This is a genomic window from Providencia sp. Me31A, from assembly GCF_050487165.1.
Taxonomy (GTDB): domain Bacteria; phylum Pseudomonadota; class Gammaproteobacteria; order Enterobacterales; family Enterobacteriaceae; genus Providencia.
Map to the genome: position 1 here is coordinate 95,339 of NZ_JBKQGZ010000012.1, position 19,364 is coordinate 114,702.

The window sequence follows — 19,364 nt, forward strand, 5'->3', positions numbered from 1 at the left end:
CCTAATACGGAGTTATAATGTCCCAAGAACGTCTCTATCATGAAAAAGAGTTAAGCTGGCTATCTTTTAATGAGCGCGTTTTGCAAGAAGCAGCCGATAAGCGTAACCCCCTGATTGAGAGAATGCGGTTTTTGGGCATTTATTCGAATAACTTAGATGAATTTTATAAAGTCCGCTTTGCTGATGTTAAACGCCGTATCCTAATCAACGAAGAACGCGGCTCTGCAAGTGGCGCTCGCCATTTATTAAAGCGGATACAAACTCGAGTTGCCAAACAAGAACAAGAGTTTGACATTCTCTATAATGATTTATTGTTGGAAATGGCGCGCAACCAAATCTTTTTAATTAACGAACGGCAAATTTCACCACGTCAACAAATTTGGTTACGCCAATACTTTCGGCAAAACCTCCGCCAGCACATTACGCCGATTTTAATTAATCATGACACTAATTTGGTTGAATTTTTAAAAGATGACTACACCTACCTTGCCGTCGAAATTATCAATGGCAGTCATATTCAATATGCCTTATTAGAAATTCCATCCGATAAGGTACCACGGTTTGTTAATTTACCACCAGAAATGCCGAAACGCCGTAAATCAATGATCTTAATTGATAATATCTTACGTTATACCCTTGATGAAATTTTTAAGGGCTTCTTTGATTATGACGAGCTAAATGCCTATTCGATGAAAATGACACGCGATGCAGAATATGATATTGCAACAGAAATGGAGTCGAGTTTACTCGAAATCATGTCATCGACACTGAAGCAACGTTTAACTGCCGAACCTGTGCGTTTTGTCTATCAGCGCGACATGCCTGATGAAATGGTCGCACTATTACGTGAAAAACTTGGGCTATCGAATGACGACTCCGTCATCGCTGGCGGGCGTTACCATAATTTTAAAGATTTTATTAATTTCCCAAATGAAGGGAATAAAAATTTATTGAACAAGCCATTACCTAGGTTGCGCCATCGCTGGTTTGATAACTTTCGTAACGGGTTCGATGCTATTCGTGAGCGTGATGTCTTGCTCTACTACCCCTATTACACCTTTGAGCACACATTAGAACTGCTACGTCAGGCTTCCTTTGATCCGAATGTGTTATCGATAAAAATCAATATTTATCGTGTTGCGAAGGACTCACGCATTATCGATTCTGTCATTCATGCGGCTCATAACGGTAAAAAAGTGACCGTTGTGGTCGAACTGCAAGCACGTTTTGATGAGGCTGCCAATATCCATTGGGCTAAACGGCTCACTGAAGCGGGGGTACATGTTATTTTCTCTGCCCCGGGACTCAAAATTCATGCGAAATTATTTATCATTTCACGCATGGAAGAAGGCCAAATTATTCGTTATGCCCACATTGGTACCGGAAATTTCAATGAGAAAACGGCTCGACTTTATACTGATTATTCGTTATTAACCGCTAACGAACAAATTACCAATGAAGTGCGTCGGGTGTTTAGCTTCATTGAAAATCCTTATCGCCCAGTCACTTTTGATAATTTAATGGTATCACCTCAAAATACTCGCATTCGTCTGATGGCCTTAATTGACCAAGAAATTGATAATGCCCTTGCAGGCCTGCCGAGTGGCATCACATTAAAAATAAATAACTTAGTCGATAAAGAACTCACTGACAAATTGTATGACGCATCCAATGCAGGGGTCAAAATTCGTTTACTCGTCCGAGGCATGTGCTCTTTAGTCGCAGGCCAAGTTGGCTATAGTGAAAATATCCAAGTCACCAGTATCGTAGATCGTTTTCTTGAACATGACAGGGTTTATGTGTTTACCAATGCAGGTGATGAAAAAATCTTTATTTCCTCCGCCGATTGGATGACACGTAATATTGACTATCGCATCGAGGTTGCAGTAAACCTCGTCGACCCTCATTTGAAACAGCGTGTATTGGATATTTTAGAACTGCAATTTAGCGATACAGTAAAAGCACGCTATGTTGACAAAGATTTAAGTAATCATTATGTTCCCCGCGGCAATAAAAGAAAAATACGCTCTCAGCTTGCCATTTATGACTATTTAAAATCACTTGAAACACCTGAGAACAGAGCTTGATACTATGCCAATAACTTCGACATCAGCACCACGCCCACAAGAGATTGCGGCTATAGATTTAGGCTCTAACAGTTTTCATATGGTTATCGCCCGCGTCGTCAATGGCGCACTACAAGTTCTCACTCGGTTAAAAAAGCGAGTCCATTTAGCAGATGGTCTAAGTGATACCAATGAACTCAGTGAAGAAGCGATGGCACGTGGACTTTCCTGCTTAGCGCTGTTTGCTGAACGTTTGCAAGGGTTTTCCCCTGAAAATGTTTGTATTGTAGGAACTCACTCATTACGTGTCGCGACAAACGTGAAACAGTTTTTGCAACGTGCCAAAGAAATCATTCCCTACCCGATTGAAATTATTTCAGGACAAGAAGAAGCTCGGCTCATTTTTATGGGAGTTGAGCATACTCAACCTGAAAAAGGCCGAAAACTGGTTCTAGACATTGGAGGGGGGTCCACCGAAATCGTTATTGGCGAAAAATTCGAGCCACTGCTTATCGAAAGCCGCCGAATGGGGTGTGTCAGCTTTGCGCGTTCTTACTTTCCCAATGAAGCTATTTCCCCTGAGTATTTCAATCGTGCCTATCTTTCAGCCTGCCTAAAATTAGAAAGCACTGCTATTTTGTTTAAAAAGTACACATGGGATGTCGCAATGGGTGCCTCGGGTACCATTAAAGCCACACACATTGTTTTACAAGAACTTGGCTATAAAGATGGTATCATTAACCGTGAACGTTTAGCTGAAATCAAAGAAATGGCGTTGAAGTATAAGTCATTCAATTCACTCAACCTTCCCGGTCTTTCCAATGAGCGTAAACAAGTCTTTGTTCCCGGTTTAGCGATTTTACTGGCTGTATTTGATTCATTAAAGATCAAAGAATTACGTCTATCTGATGGGGCATTACGTGAAGGCGTACTGTATGAAATGGAAGGTCGCTTCCGCCACCAAGATATTCGCCAGCGCACAGCTTTAAGCCTTGCTGAACACTATAATATTGATAGAGAGCAAGCTAAGCGAGTTTTAAAAACCATGGAAGAATTGTATTACCAATGGGGACAACAAAATCCAAAACAAATTAATCCACAACTAGAGTCAATCTTAATTTGGGCTGTGATGTTGCATGAAGTTGGACTCAGTATTAACCATAGCGGTATGCATCGTCATTCTGCTTATATTTTGCAAAATACAAACTTGCCGGGTTTTAATCAAGAACAACAGCTATTATTAGCAACATTGGTACGCAATCACCGTCGAGTGATTAAATACGACGATATTCCAAAATTTAATTTATTCAAAAGAAAACAATTTATGCCGCTAATTCAAATTTTGCGGCTATCCATACTATTAAACAATCAACGCCAATCAACAACGACACCGTCATCATTACGCATAGAAACTGATGATGGCCACTGGGTACTTTATCTTCCAGCGGAATACCTTGAGCAAAATGCCTTGATGCTGTTGGACTTAGAAAAAGAGAGTGGCTACTGGGAAGATGTTCCTGGCTGGTCGTTAAGTATTTGTGCGGAAGATGAATAAGTTGCGGTCATTATTATAGAGATTTCTGCTTGTTTTCTTTAGGTGAGAATATGAAATCACTGCCTATTTAGCTTAGCTATTTGATATTTTATCTAAATAGGCGACAATACAATAATGATAATAAATTTCGTCCACTCGCAAACGAATTAATATAAAGCGCTTTGCGCTGTTATTGCTTTAAGGATTAAAATGTCACAATCTGCTTTCTCAAACGATGCGATATCAACAGTCAATCCACATTCTCAAAAACTGGCTCATATCCGCCAGCAAATTCTGACGCTATTTTTAGACGACGAAGAGTTCGTCCATGCCCTAGTTGAAAATGATCAACACGCCAGTATTGATGACAAAGTAGTTAGTGAAAAAATCAACACAGTCAAAGAATTATTGCTTGATTTACATACTGCGGATATCGCAGATATCTTAGAAATGTTGCCATACGACGAGCGTCTCGCATTATGGCGACTGGTTGACAACAACGAACGTGGGGAAGTGTTAGTTGAAGCCTCAGTTTCTGTTTGGGACAGTCTCATTAAAGACATGTCCGACAGAGAATTACTCCGCGCTGTTGCTAACTTGCATGTTGACGAACAAGCCTATATTGCAGAGCATTTACCTCGCGATACTATGCGCCGCTTACTCACCTATTTAGAGCCAAGCTTACGCAGCCGTATTCGCGAAGTTTTACAATATGCTAAAGACAGCGTTGGCCAGATGATGGACTTTGAGTTCGTTACCGTTCGCCCCAACGTTGCTTTAAAAACCGTTCAACGTTACCTACGTCAGCGTGGAAAAATACCTGATGCAACCGATAAAATATTCGTTGTCGACAGCAATAATTATCTACAAGGCGAATTACCATTAACCACCATTTTGACCCAGTCTCCTGATAAAATTGTCGCTGATGTGATGAGAACAGATACTGTAACCTTTTTACCCGATGAAAAAGGTGAAGATGCAGCCAGTGCGTTCGAACGTTACGACTTAATTTCCGCAGCGGTTGTTGATAATAATGGCTTATTGATGGGACGCCTGACCGTTGAAGACATCGTTGATAATATCAGCGAAGAAAATGATAACAGCATTCGTCGTATGGGGGGGTTAAGCCCTGAAGAAGACGTCTTTGCCCCTGTGGGTCAAGCCGTAAAAACCCGTTGGACTTGGTTAGCTATCAACCTCTGTACCGCCTTTGTCGCCTCCCGTGTGATTGGCGTATTTGAGGATACCATCTCTCAATTAGTTGCTCTTGCAACATTGATGCCGATTGTTGCAGGTATCGGTGGTAACACTGGTAACCAGACTATCACTATGATTGTGCGGGCTATTGCATTGCACCAAATTCAAAGTGGTAGCTTCTCATTCTTAATGCTCAGGGAACTTGGGGTTGCCTTTATCAACGGCATTGTTTGGGGAGGAATAATGGGGGTTGTCACCTATTTCCTCTATGGCGATTTGGCAATGGGCGCGGTTATGACACTCGCTATGGTATTAAACCTATTGATGGCAGCCATTATGGGCGTGCTCATCCCGCTGATTATGATAAAACTGGGCAAAGATCCTGCGATTGGTTCCAGTGTAATGATCACCGCAATTACAGATACGGGTGGTTTTTTCATCTTCTTAGGTTTAGCGACCCTTTTCTTAGTATAAATTTATCCACGGATATCCAAGCCTTTTACCGGATATCCGTGATTTTATAGCAGGTTAACTAAAAGAATGACGCCCATTATTTCATATTAAATGTGAACGATGAGCCGAGTCTTTACGGCTAAAGCTGCGATATCTTCTAGAAGACTTGGATCAGCAGAAGATCCATTATCGTTAAACTTATTATAAAATAGCCAGTTACCCTCTGAATTTTTTCATTATTTTGACCTGTTCTTGAATTTTCTAATTATTCGATGCTAATTTACTTTGTTTTATAAATGAAAGTTTATCTCTTTTTTAATTTCAATATTGACTCCTTTTAACCGTTCCTATTAAACAGTCTCATTTATTATTAAATAACGTAAGAAATTATTAATTTAATAACAATTATCTAAATAAATACCAAATTCAGAAATACGATATTCTGAAAAACTCATATTATTAACATCATATAAGGCTATTTACCAAGGCTTTAGTTATTAATACCTAACAAAGAAAACTAATAAGAATGTTGTTCTTGTTTTTGGTGGTGAGGTTTACAAAATATAGAATTTCCTGCTATAAATAAGAACATGAAAAAAGATACTGTGTATTAAACTATGTTTTACCCAGCCAACGTTTTATACCTCTTTATCTGCACTCTATAATTTTGATTAGCTCATCCTATTGAGCAACAGCTTGTTATCCTGAATTTATTCTCTTTGGGTATTTTTAGGTATTTTAGAAGGAAAGTATAATGACAGCGCAAACGACCAGCCAACCCTCGGCGAGACCGTTGGGCAAAGAAGATTATAAAACTTTAGGCTTATCCTCATTAGGGGGCACTCTCGAGTTTTACGATTTCGTTATTTTCGTCTTTTATGCAAAAATTATTTCCCAGCTATTTTTTCCTGGTGATAACGAATTTCTCGCATTAATGGCGACACTCGGTTTGTTTGCAGCAGGCTACCTTGCCCGCCCACTTGGTGGCATTATTATGGCTCACTTTGGGGATAAGATCGGCCGTAAGAAGATGTTTACGTTAAGTATATTCTTAATGGCTTTCCCTACTTTTGTCATTGGTTTTTTGCCCACCTTTGAAACGATTGGTGCAGCAGCGCCATTATTACTGTTATTGATGCGTATTATGCAAGGTGCAGCCATCGGTGGTGAAATGCCAGGTGCATGGGTATTTATTGCAGAACACACACCAAAACAACGCTATGGCTTAGGTGTAGGTACGCTCACCTCTGGGATCACTGGTGGTATTTTATTAGGTTCTATCGTTGCAATTACTATTGAGCGTTCTTATACCACAGCCGAAGTTCATGATTTTGCATGGCGTATCCCTTTCATTCTTGGGGGCATTTTTGGGTTTATTTCAGTCTATTTGCGTCGTTTTTTACAAGAAACACCTATTTTTAAAGAGTTAGCGGCTAAAAAGGCGTTATCACAGGAATTACCGGTTAAAACCGTGATTAAATCTCATAAACAAGCATGCATGATCACCGCAGCACTGACTTGGTCTTTATCCACCGCTATCGTTGTTACCATCTTAATGACGCCAGATGTGGTTTTAAAAGGGATTTACAATATTGACCGTAATATTGCATTACAAGCTAACTGTGCCGCGACATTAACGTTAACTTTAGGGTGTATTTTTTGGGGTTGGTTGGGCGATAAAACCGGTACTCGCACCTCAATGACATTATCTTGGGGTGGCTTAGCTGTAACAGCACTTTATTTTTATTCGTCATTATCCACGGATATCCCCGCAAACACGCTGATATTCAATTATGGATTAATGGGCTTTTTTGTAGGGGCAATTGCAACAACGCCTATCATTAGTACTCGTACATTCCCACCAGAAATCCGTTATTCAGGATTATCATTTGCTTACAATGTCGCTTATGCAATCTTTGGTGGTTTAACACCGATTTTAACAGGCGCTTGGTTGCAGCAGTCTCATATGGCTCCTGCTTACTATGTCGCAGGTGTATCATTGTTAGCCGTCGCTGTGGCGTTCTTACCGCTATCATGGAAAGGCTGGACAGCAAATGGCAAGCAAAACGAGACTCAAGCACCGGTTTTAAACACAAGTGCAACACCATAATCAACCTATTATTGTTGAATATGTTATTAATAATAGCCCTAGTCAATGACTAGGTTTTTTTGTCTTTTAAAATAGCCTGTTCGCATTTTTCTTACGCTTGACGGCCCCCGTTTCAGGCTCGATTTTTTATTTCTGCTTTCTTAAAGAGGCAGACATGTTCACATTCGCTATAACCCAAAACAAATTTTATTATTAATATGGCACTCAAGTATGGCATTCAAGTCTGTAGTCACTAAATTCATTATTTTCTTATTAAACTGAATTAAAAGAATTTATTTCCATCACTGATTCAGTTTTAATTTATCTGACAAAACCTTTTTACTTTCTTGTTAAACTTGACCAAACAACCACGAATCCCCAACATAAATTGACACTTATTCATAATTCCTCCATTTTTCTTTGTGCCTATCACGCTAAACTATTAGTATGTGTAACTAACTATTTTCAGTTAGTTTTTTGCTCTAAAGACTAGCTAATTTTATCCACTTTTTGTGTTGAGCGACTTACCCAAAATGAATAAACAAAATCGCCATAAAACTTTTACCCGCTCTGCTATTTTCGTTGCTATTATTGTGGCAGCTGGAGCCTCGTGGTATTTTTATCACCAAATGCAACCTACCGAAACGACTAACTCTGCGAGCGCAGCAAAGCCCAATTCACAACGTAGTGCCCTAGGTCGTCCTCCTCGCGTTTTAGCTCCCGTTCAATTTGCCGTCGCTGAACAAAAAGTCGTTCCCCGCTTTTTATCCGGCCTTGGTACTGTCCAAGCAGCTAATGTCGTCACCGTCACTAGCCGTGTCGAAGGCCAGCTGATGAAGCTCTATTTCACGGAAGGCCAACATGTCAAGGCCGGTGATTTACTGGCGCAAATTGACCCTCGTCCATTTGAAGTTCAGCTTTCACAGGCCGAAGGTCAATTAGCGAAAGACCAAGCGACGTTAGCCAACGCACAACTCGATTTAGCCCGTTACCAAAAACTAGCTGGAACTAAAGTTATTTCTCAACAAGAGTTAGATAACCAAAAAGCCGCAGTTTTGCAGGCTCAAGGAAGTATTAAAGTTGACCAAGCCGCGATTGATAGTGCCAAATTACAGCTGACTTACAGCAAGATCACAGCCCCCATTTCAGGACGTGTTGGCTTAAAACAAGTAGATGTCGGAAATTTTGTCTCTGCGGGTACATCAACCCCCATAGTCATCATCACACAAACCCAGCCTGCGGATGTGCTGTTTGCGCTTCCTGAAGGAGATATTCCATCTATTCAACAAGCACAGTCATCAAGTGAAAAAGTTCGCATCGAAGCTTGGGATAGAAACAACATTGCTTTAATTGCCAGTGGCGAATTACTCAGTACTGATAATCAAATCGATCCCTCTACCGGTACATTGAAAATTAAAGCGCGTTTCACAAATGAAGACGAAAAGCTATTCCCGAATCAATTTGTTAACGTAAAAATGCAGGTTGAGACCTTGCAAGACGCCGTGGTGATCCCAACTGCCGCGTTACAGATGGGGAATGAAGGCCACTATGTATGGGTTCTCAGTGATGACAATAGAGTCAGTAAACACGCGGTCACCGTTGGAATGCAAGACAGCCAGCAAGTGGTAATTGAAAGTGGGCTCATGGCAAATACGAAAGTGATCACCGATGGTGTTGATAAGCTCACAGACGGCACCTCCGTCGAAGTGGTTACTGCTGAAAGTATCGCCAAAAAAGAAAAACAACCCCGCAAAAGCAAACCCAATAGTGCGGAGAAAGCATAATGCAGCCTGAGATGTTAAAAGGCGGCGGTCCTTCCCGCTTATTTATTTTGCGCCCTGTCGCGACGACACTGTTTATGGTTGCCATTTTACTTGCCGGTATTATTGGTTATCGCTTTTTGCCTGTTTCTGCCCTACCAGAGGTTGATTATCCAACTATCCAAGTTGTCACCCTTTACCCAGGCGCCAGTCCTGATGTGATGACGTCTGCTGTCACCGCGCCATTAGAAACTCAGTTTGGACAAATGTCTGGGCTCAAACAAATGTCGTCACAAAGCTCAGGTGGAGCATCCGTTATTACGTTAATGTTCCAGTTAACCTTGCCATTAGAGGTAGCAGAGCAAGAAGTTCAAGCAGCGATAAACTCCGCAAGCAGCTTGTTACCTTCTGATTTACCGTATCCGCCTATCTACAACAAAGTTAACCCCGCAGATCCACCAGTATTAACGTTAGCCGTCACCTCTGATGCGATGCCGCTAACACAAGTTCAAGATATTATTGAAACACGAATTGCACAGAAAATTTCCCAAGTTAACGGCGTAGGACTCGTCACATTAGCGGGTGGTCAGCGTCCTGCTGTACGGGTTAACTTAAACCCACAAGCGATGGCCTCCATGGGGTTAGATAGCGAAACTATTCGCCTTGCCATTAATAATGCCAACGTCAACTCCGCAAAAGGGAGTTTTGACGGCCCAACTCGCGCAGTGACATTGTCAGCTAATGACCAAATGAAATCCCTTGAGGATTACCGCCAATTAATTGTCGCGTTCCAAAATGGCGCCCCCGTAAGACTTGGCGATATTGCCACTATAGCTCAAGGTGCGGAAAATGCTTATTTAGGGGCTTGGGCAAACAATGAGCAAGCCATTGTCATTAATGTTCAACGCCAACCGGGTGCGAATGTCATTGAAACAACAGATACAATTCGCTCATTATTACCAGAACTGATTGAGAGCTTACCCAAATCGGTTAGTGTTGATATTTTGACGGACAGAACCAGTACTATTCGTGCTTCTGTTAATGATGTCCAGTTTGAACTGATGTTAGCCATTGCTCTGGTTGTCATGGTGATTTACCTATTTTTGCGCAATGGCATCGCCACCTTAATCCCCGGTATCGCCGTACCTTTATCCCTCGTGGGAACTTTTGCGGTTATGTATTTTTGCGGATTTTCTGTCAATAACCTCACTTTAATGGCTCTCACCATCGCCACGGGTTTCGTCGTGGATGATGCTATCGTGGTGATCGAAAATATATCCCGTTACCTTGAACAAGGGGATAAACCCCTTGTCGCGGCTTTAAAAGGCGCGGGAGAAATTGGGTTTACCATTATTTCCCTTACCTTTTCGTTAGTTGCTGTATTAATCCCACTGCTATTTATGGGTGATATTGTCGGTCGGTTGTTCCGCGAATTTGCCATCACCCTCGCAGTTGCCATTTTAATCTCCGCAGTGGTGTCGCTCACATTGACACCAATGATGTGCGCACGATTGCTAAAACCTGAATCACAGCATAAACATAATCGCTTTGAATTAGCCTGCGAACGTTTCTTTGACCGTATGGTTGCCGGTTATGCTATTTGGCTCAAACGTATTCTTAATCACCAATGGTTAACACTGTCCGTCGCGTTGGGTACCATGGTACTCACTGTCTTGCTGTATATGTGGATACCAAAAGGCTTCTTCCCATTACAAGACAGTGGGATCATTCAAGGCTCAATTGAAAGTCGCCAATCTATTTCCTATGCCGCGATGGCTAAAAAGCAACAAGACGTCGCCGCAGTACTACTTGCTGACCCTGCCGTTGATAACGTGACCACTTATGTGGGCGTTGATGGCACTAATGCGACATTGAACAACGCTCGCATCCAAATTACTCTAAAACCTCTCGATGAACGAGCCGATCGTGTGGTTGCTATCATTGACCGCCTGCAACAATCTGCTGATAAGATTTCAGGCGTGAATTTGTATTTGCAACCCATGCAAGACCTCACCATCGATACTCAAGTAGCTCGAACGCAATATCAATTTACCTTACAAGCCGGTTCTTTGGATGAATTGGCCACTTGGGTACCACAGTTATTAGCCGCTTTAGAACAACAACCCGAGCTCAGCGATGTCAGCAGTGATTGGCAAAATAAAGGCTTGGTTGCTTATGTGAATGTCAACCGTGATACCGCTAGTCGTTTTGGTATTACCATGTCAGCGATTGATAACGCACTGTACAATGCATTTGGTCAACGCATGATCTCCACCATTTACACCCAATCGAATCAATATCGCGTTATTTTAGAGCATGATACTCAAACCCGCGATGGCATGGATGCATTGAATGATATCCGCCTCAAAGGCACGGATGGCGCAATTGTGCCGCTAAGTACCCTTGTGAATATTCAAGAGGGAAATGGGCCACTTGCGATTAATCATCTAGACCAATTCCCTGCGGTCACCTTCTCATTTAATGTTGCGGATGGTGCATCCCTTGAATCTGCGGTCAATGCAGTCAAGTATGCAGAGTCACAAATTGCGATGCCAAAATCCATTACGACACAATTCCAAGGTGCCACACTGGCCTTTGAGGCTGCACTGAGCAGTACGATTTGGCTAATTGCCGCTGCGATTGTCGCTATGTATATCGTGTTGGGTATTTTGTATGAAAGCTTTATTCACCCGATAACGATTTTATCCACCCTACCCACCGCTGGCGTGGGTGCGCTATTAGCCTTGTTAATGGCAGGAAAAGACCTTGATGTGATTGCCGTCATCGGGATTATCTTGCTGATAGGGATTGTTAAGAAGAATGCCATCATGATGATTGACTTTGCCCTTGCCGCAGAGCGTGAGAAAGGAATGTCACCTTATGATGCTATTTATCAGGCTTGTTTATTACGTTTTCGCCCAATATTGATGACGACGATGGCCGCTTTATTGGGGGCATTGCCATTAATGCTAAGTGGCGGTGTTGGTGCTGAATTACGTCAACCTCTCGGAATTTGTATGGTTGGCGGCTTGATTATGAGCCAAATTCTGACACTCTTTACCACGCCGGTCATTTATTTATTGTTCGACCGCCTTTCTCATTATTTTAAAGCGCGTCGCCAAGCCAATAAGGCACAGGTGTCATAATGAAACGCTTTTTTGCCTTGTTTATTAGTCGCCCCGTCGCCACCACGCTGATTAGTGTGGCGATCACCTTATGTGGTGCGTTGAGCTTTTTATTCTTACCTGTTTCACCGCTACCTCAAGTGGACTACCCCGTGATAAACGTGACAGCGTCACTTCCAGGGGCGTCACCCGAAACGATGGCATCTTCTGTTGCAACACCGCTGGAACGTTCTCTCGGTAGTATCGCGGGGATCAACGAAATGACATCAAGCAGTGCATTAGGCCGTACCACTATCACTCTTGAATTTAACCTCGATAAAGATATCAATAACGCGGCACGTGAAGTACAAGCGGCCATCAATGCAGCGCAGACCTTACTACCTAGTGGTATGCCTAGCCGCCCCCGCTATTACAAATCAAATCCTTCTGATGCGCCAATCATGATTTTGACAATGACATCAGAAACCATGGGGACAGGGGAAATTTATGACATTGCTTCTACACGCCTTGCTCAGCGTATTGCTCAAATTGAGGGCGTTAGTGAAGTCTCTGTCGGTGGTGGTTCACTTCCTGCGGTGCGTGTTGAATTAAATCCAACCGCCCTATTTAACCAAGGCGTTTCCCTTGATGCTGTGCGCTCTGCCATTAGCAGTGCAAACGTTCGTCAACCTCAAGGCTATATTAACGACAACGACAAGCGTTATCAGGTACAAACCAACGATGAATTAAAAAAAGCGGCGGACTATCGGCCGATCATTGTCCACTACAGTGGAGGAAATGCAGTTAAGCTCAGTGATGTCGCCAATGTCAAAGATTCTATTGAAAATGTGCGTGCAGCCGGTATGGCCGACGGAAAACCCGCTATTTTAATAGTAATTCGTCGGGAAGCAGGCGCAAATATTATTGAAACCGTTAACCGCATTCGTGCACAGTTGCCGGAATTTAATGACATGATCCCTGCGGCAATTGATTTAAAAGTCGCGCAAGATAGAACCCCAACCATTAGAGCTTCTCTCGCAGAAGTTGAGCGCGCCTTGCTCATTGCTATTGCCCTCGTGATTTTAGTGGTTCTGCTGTTCTTACGCTCAGGCAGAGCTACCTTAATCCCAGCAATTGCCGTGCCGGTTTCGTTAATTGGTACTTTTACTGCCATGTATTTATGTGGCTTTAGCCTTAACAATTTATCATTGATGGCATTAACGGTTGCGACGGGGTTTGTGGTCGATGATGCCATTGTGGTATTAGAGAATATTTCTCGCCACATTGAAAATGGTACAAGACCCTTTATTGCAGCGGTCAGAGGGGTACATGAAGTCGGTTTTACCGTTGTCTCCATGAGTATTTCCTTAGTGGCGGTTTTTATTCCATTGCTCTTAATGGATGGGCTCGTCGGACGCTTATTCCGTGAATTTGCCATCACCCTCGCCACAGCAATTGGTATTTCATTGGTCATTTCGCTCACACTCACTCCGATGATGTGCGCTTATTTACTGAAAAAACGCCAACGTAATGTTAAAGCAAAACACCGTGGATTCGGCCGAGTGCTGATCCGCTTACAAGAAAGCTACGGCGTCGCATTGAACTGGGTTTTAGACCATCGTCGCACTGTTCTGGCCATTTTATTTGTCACCATTGGCTTGAATGCCTATCTCTATATTACAGTCCCTAAGACCTTTTTCCCTGAACAAGACACTGGCCGTGTTCTTGGGTTCGTCCGCGCAGACCAAAGTATTTCTTTCCAATCAATGAAAGAAAAAATGACGCGCTTTATGCAGCAAGTTAAAGATGACCCAGCCACTGACAATGTGACCGGTTTTACCGGTGGTAGTCGAGTTAACAGCGGCTTTATGTATATTTCATTAAAACCACTGGGTGAGCGCAAAGACAGCTCTGCGGAAGTGATCAACCGGCTAAGATTGAAGTTAGCAAATGAACCGGGAGCCAACTTATTTATGATGCCGGTACAAGATATTCGTGTCGGTGGCCGCCAAGCTAATGCCAGTTATCAGTTTACCTTATTAGCGGATGAACTTTCTGCCCTGCGCGATTGGGAGCCTGCTATCCGTAAAGCGTTAGGCGAATTACCGCAACTTACCGATGTGAACTCCGATAAGGAAGACAAAGGCGCGGAAATGGCTATCACCTATGATCGCGATTTGATGGCACAACTCGGCATCGATGTCCGTGAAGCCAACAGCCTACTAAATAATGCTTTCGGTCAGCGTCAGGTCTCCACTATCTATGAAGCCATGAACCAATATAAAGTGGTGATGGAGGTCGCACCTGAGTATACGCAAGATGTCAGCGCCCTCGATAAGATGTTTGTAATTAATAAAAATGGTGAAGCGATCCCCCTTTCCTACTTTGCGCGTTGGCAACCTGCAAATGCACCATTAAGCGTTAATCACCAAGGGCTATCCGCTTCATCCACCATCGCATTTAACGTTGCAGATGGCTATACATTAAATGATGCAATGGCAGAAATAGAAAAAACCATGACCGCCCTAGGCGTCCCATCAACAATCCGAGGATCTTTTGCCGGTACTGCACAAATCTTTCAAGAAACGCTAAAATCACAATTGTTTTTAATTTTGGCTGCCATTGTCACTGTATATCTGGTGCTTGGTATCCTATATGAAAGCTACATCCACCCGTTGACGATTTTATCGACCCTACCTTCCGCTGGCGTCGGGGCACTATTAGCCTTAGAGTTATTTGATACGCCATTTAGCTTGATTGCCTTAATTGGTATCATGCTATTAATTGGGATTGTGAAGAAAAATGCCATCATTATGGTGGATTTTGCAATCCAAGCTCAAAGAAGCGCTGGTTTAACCGCCCGAGAGGCCATATTCCGCGCAAGTTTATTGCGTTTTCGCCCAATCCTTATGACCACATTAGCGGCAATATTCGGTGCGCTTCCACTCATGCTAGGCACAGGTGATGGCGCTGAATTACGTCAACCATTGGGGATCACCATTGTCGGTGGATTGATTATGAGCCAATTACTGACGCTATTTACGACACCTGTCGTGTATTTAAGTTTTGACAGCTTAAGGCAACGCTGGGCACGTAAAAAGCAGTTACGACGCCCAATAGCGGAGAATAACCATGAAGCTTAGGTTTAACAGCGTTAGAACTCGGCTTTTCTTGGCAATTTTTGCTACATGCTTGCTCTTAGTGCTTATTATGCACCAAGGCGTACGCATGAGTTTTCAACATGGTTTTATCGACTATATTAAAGAAAATGACCAGCAGCGCCTTGAACTGGTTTCTTCCGCTCTCGCTGAACAATATGCAGAAATGGGCAACTGGCATTTTTTATTAAGCGATGAGCGCACTTTCTTTCGAATTTTAAGATCAGTAGAACACCAACAACATCGTGGTCCAATGCGCCAACGTTGGCGCACTACTTTTTGGGTTTATGATGTGCAAAACCGACTGATTTTCGGCAAAGACACCGAATTGCCGAGTAAAGTATTGCGTGAACCGATTATCACTGATGATGGAAAGACGGTGGGTTGGCTTGTAGCGAGTTATGAAGATAAGATCAGCAGTGCACTCGACCGCCGATTCGATAGTAAACAAATGTACACCAGTTGGATCATTGCAGGACTTTCCTTATTCGTCGCCTTAATCGCCACAATTTTCTTATCTCGTAGTTTTCTAAAACCGATCAAGCGTTTATTGGAAGGTACTAACCACCTCGCCAGTGGCGACTTTACAACACGTGTCCCTGAAACGGGGCGTGATGAATTAGGTCAATTGGCAAAAGATTTTAACCACCTTGCATCCACCCTTGAGAAAAATGAGCAAATGCGCCGCGACTATATGGCGGATATTTCCCATGAGCTACGAACCCCACTTTCTGTATTGCGCGGGGAATTAGAGGCAGTACAAGATGGCGTTCGACAAGCGACACCTGATACTATTAATTCCCTATTAAACGAAACGCAGACTTTGATTAAACTAGTAAATGACCTTCACCAGCTTTCACTCTCGGACAGGGGCTCCTTAGTTTATCGAAAACAATCTATTGATATCGTACCATTAATTGAAATGGTTATTGGGCAAGCACGTTGGCGTTTAGAAGCAAAACAACTCACCGTCGAACGGCAATTTAGCGACCCTGTTGTTGTATTTGCAGACCCTGACCGACTAACTCAGTTGTTTTATAATTTGATGGAAAATAGCCTGCGTTATACCGACCCACAAGGTAAAATTGCGATCCAAATCAAACAAGATCATCTGCAAGTTAGTATTATTTGGCAAGATAGTGCCCCTGGCCTAAACCTTGAACAGTGTGAACATCTTTTTGAACGCTTTTATCGCGCAGAAGGTTCACGCAACCGAGCCAGTGGCGGCTCAGGTTTAGGACTAGCAATTTGCTATAATATTGTCGAAGCGCATAATGGCTCAATAACCGCGACGCCTTCCGTACTTGGTGGCGTAACCATAACCATTAATTTACCTATTCAATCAAAAGATAAAGGGTCGTGATCATGGTAGAACAAAGTAATACACCTATTTTGATTGTTGAAGATGAACCGAAGTTAGGCCAACTTTTATATGATTACTTGCAAGCCGCTAACTACCAGCCCATGTTGCTTGCTCGAGGGGATGAGGTTATCCCTTATGTTCAGCAACACCAACCTGCACTGATTTTATTAGACCTGATGTTACCGGGAATGGATGGTCTTTCCGTTTGCCGCGAATTACGTAAATTTAGTGATGTACCTATTGTGATGGTCACAGCCAAGACAGAGGAAATTGACCGTTTGCTCGGGTTAGAGATTGGCGCTGATGACTATATCTGCAAACCGTTTAGCCCGCGTGAAGTCGTGGCTCGCGTTAAAACTATTTTACGGCGCTGCCAGCCAACAATTGAGCCTCTCAATCACCAGACAAAGCTAATTATCGATGAAAATGCGTTTCAAATACGTTATGGCGCACAACTATTAGAGTTAACTCCCGCAGAGTTTCGTTTATTGAAATTTTTATCAGATAACGCAGGAATTGTTTTCTCTCGTGATCAATTATTGGATATTTTGTATGACGACCACCGGATAGTCACCGACCGCACCATTGATAGCCATGTAAAGAACTTACGGCGTAAATTAGAATCACTAGATAGCGAGAAAACATTTATTCGCTCAATTTACGGCCTTGGTTATCGATGGGATGAATACTAACCAGCCAATAGACATACTATTTTTGTGGGATATTTGGTTTTTTTATCAAATAGCGTTAAAATCCCCCTCCCATAAAACGCGACCTCATTGAGGATCGTGCTGACTTGACATCAGATAGAGATTAACCATGTTTACACCAGAGCTTTTATCCCCAGCCGGTTCATTAAAGAACATGCGCTACGCTTTTGCCTACGGTGCCGATGCCGTTTATGCAGGCCAACCACGTTATAGTTTACGTGTCCGTAATAATGAATTTAATCACGAAAACCTTGCTAAAGGTATACAAGAAGCCCATGAGCTTGGCAAAAAGTTTTATGTGGTCGTCAATATTGCCCCACATAATGCCAAGCTAAAAACGTTTATTCGTGATTTAACCCCTGTCATTGAAATGGGACCTGATGCGCTAATTATGTCAGATCCAGGCCTTATCATGATGGTACGAGAAGCCTTCCCTAACATGGATATTCATTTGTCAGTTCAGGCTAATGCAGTTAACTGGGCATCAGTAAAATTCTGGAAACAAATGGGCTTAACACGGGTGATTTTATCCCGTGAATTGTCTCTTGAAGAAATTGCAGAAATCCGCCAGCAAGTTCCTGAAATTGAGCTTGAAGTCTTTGTGCATGGTGCGCTGTGTATGGCATATTCAGGTCGTTGCCTGTTATCCGGTTACATTAACAAACGTGACCCAAATCAAGGCACTTGTACCAATGCTTGTCGCTGGGAATATAACGTCCAAGAAGGTAAAGAAGACGATGTGGGTAATATTGTCCACGTTCACGAACCTATCCCCGTGCAAAACGTAGTACCGACATTAGGTGCTGGCGCCCCAACCGACAAAGTCTTTATGATAGAAGAAGCCAAACGCCCGGGTGAGTATATGACCGCCTTTGAAGACGAACACGGCACTTACATTATGAATTCTAAAGATTTACGTGCAATTGAACATGTTGAAAACCTAACCAAAATGGGTGTTCATTCATTAAAAATCGAAGGACGCACAAAATCGTTTTATTATTGTGCTCGTACCGCACAAGTTTATCGCCGTGCCATTGATGATGCCGTTGCCGGAAAACCCTTTGACCCAACGTTGCTATCGACTCTAGAGGGGCTTGCACACCGCGGTTATACCGAAGGTTTCTTACGCCGCCATACTCATGACGCTTACCAAACCTACGAATATGGCTATTCCGTTTCAGAAACTCAGCAGTTTGTCGGGGAATTTACCGGTAAGCGAGTTAATGGATTAGCAGAAGTTGATGTTAAAAATAAATTTAGTGTGGGCGATAGCTTAGAAATGATGACGCCAGCAGGCAATATTGTCTTTACCTTAGATGCACTAACCAACCGTAAAGGTGAAGCCGTTGATGTCGCACCGGGCAATGGTCACGTCGTCTATTTGCCTATTCCTGAAGATATTGATGTTAATTTTGGTTTGTTGATCCGCAATCTTGCAGGCACCACAACTCGTGCCCCGCATCAAGCACCGTCAGAAAACCACATTGCGAGCTAATCACCAAGCTAATCACCAATAGCCGCGCTTTACCCATACAGTTCAAAATAGTCTAGCCAAAAATTCAGCACCTAATCAGTTGAGTTTTTGGCTTTTCCTATAATTTCCTATAACTATAAATAGTCTTCATAAACTTTACTTTATATGCTTTTTTGCATATGAGAATCATTCTCGTTGTTGACATTTTAATTAAAAAGTGCAATCAATATCCATTTTTATGCAACAGATCACATCAATTGGCTATTCAATATCGTATAGTCACTATCGAAAACGAAGAACTAGAAAGTCATAAAATAAGACTAGGAACCACCTCCTTGGCTGGCTCAATCTCCCTTGAGCTAGCCATTTCTTTTATCTGTTACCTTTTCCTCACACTATATTCTGACTATTCATGTATTTTCTATAACAAAATAAACCGATCCCTTTTATACTTAT

The 19,364-nt window shown here is 42.6% G+C and carries 9 protein-coding genes and 1 pseudogene; all 10 read left to right on the top strand.

The genetic code is table 11. The features are described 5' to 3' along the window. Window positions 1-17: 17 nt before the first annotated feature. A complete protein-coding gene (gene ppk1 / locus ACLPIE_RS11750; protein WP_430261802.1) occupies window positions 18-2,087 on the top strand; it encodes a polyphosphate kinase 1 in 2,070 nt (689 codons plus the stop codon). 4 nt (window positions 2,088-2,091) lie between these two features. Continuing rightward, window positions 2,092-3,621, top strand: coding sequence for an exopolyphosphatase (locus tag ACLPIE_RS11755; RefSeq protein WP_430261803.1), 1,530 nt, complete (start codon window positions 2,092-2,094; stop codon window positions 3,619-3,621). Window positions 3,622-3,990: 369 nt separating this feature from the next. Beyond that, a pseudogene (mgtE, locus tag ACLPIE_RS11760) lies at window positions 3,991-5,271 on the top strand (magnesium transporter); the annotation flags it as partial. Between the two features lie 733 nt (window positions 5,272-6,004). Then, on the top strand, window positions 6,005-7,360 hold the full coding sequence (locus ACLPIE_RS11765) for an MFS transporter (protein WP_430261804.1): 1,356 nt from the start codon (window positions 6,005-6,007) through the stop codon (window positions 7,358-7,360). Window positions 7,361-7,872: 512 nt separating this feature from the next. Further along, a complete protein-coding gene (locus ACLPIE_RS11770; RefSeq protein ID WP_430261805.1) occupies window positions 7,873-9,123 on the top strand; it encodes an MdtA/MuxA family multidrug efflux RND transporter periplasmic adaptor subunit in 1,251 nt (416 codons plus the stop codon). Beyond that, complete coding sequence (locus ACLPIE_RS11775; protein ID WP_430261806.1) at window positions 9,123-12,245, top strand: MdtB/MuxB family multidrug efflux RND transporter permease subunit; 3,123 nt, start codon at window positions 9,123-9,125, stop codon at window positions 12,243-12,245. Before ACLPIE_RS11770 ends, ACLPIE_RS11775 begins: the two co-directional genes overlap by 1 nt. Further along, the gene (gene mdtC, locus ACLPIE_RS11780; RefSeq protein WP_430261807.1) at window positions 12,245-15,346 is read left to right on the top strand and encodes a multidrug efflux RND transporter permease subunit MdtC; all 3,102 of its coding nucleotides are present in this window, start codon (window positions 12,245-12,247) and stop codon (window positions 15,344-15,346) included. The genes ACLPIE_RS11775 and mdtC overlap by 1 nt, the downstream gene beginning before the upstream one ends. Then, window positions 15,336-16,724: an envelope stress sensor histidine kinase BaeS gene (gene baeS, locus ACLPIE_RS11785; RefSeq protein ID WP_430261808.1), complete on the top strand. Its 1,389-nt coding sequence runs from the start codon at window positions 15,336-15,338 to the stop codon at window positions 16,722-16,724. Before mdtC ends, baeS begins: the two co-directional genes overlap by 11 nt. 2 nt (window positions 16,725-16,726) lie before the next feature. After that, window positions 16,727-17,416 carry an envelope stress response regulator BaeR gene (gene baeR / locus ACLPIE_RS11790; protein WP_430261809.1) on the top strand — a complete coding sequence of 230 codons (690 nt, stop codon included), beginning with the start codon at window positions 16,727-16,729 and terminating at the stop codon, window positions 17,414-17,416. Window positions 17,417-17,543: 127 nt separating this feature from the next. After that, the gene (gene trhP, locus ACLPIE_RS11795; RefSeq protein WP_430261810.1) at window positions 17,544-18,929 is read left to right on the top strand and encodes a prephenate-dependent tRNA uridine(34) hydroxylase TrhP; all 1,386 of its coding nucleotides are present in this window, start codon (window positions 17,544-17,546) and stop codon (window positions 18,927-18,929) included. Window positions 18,930-19,364: the final 435 nt, after the last annotated feature.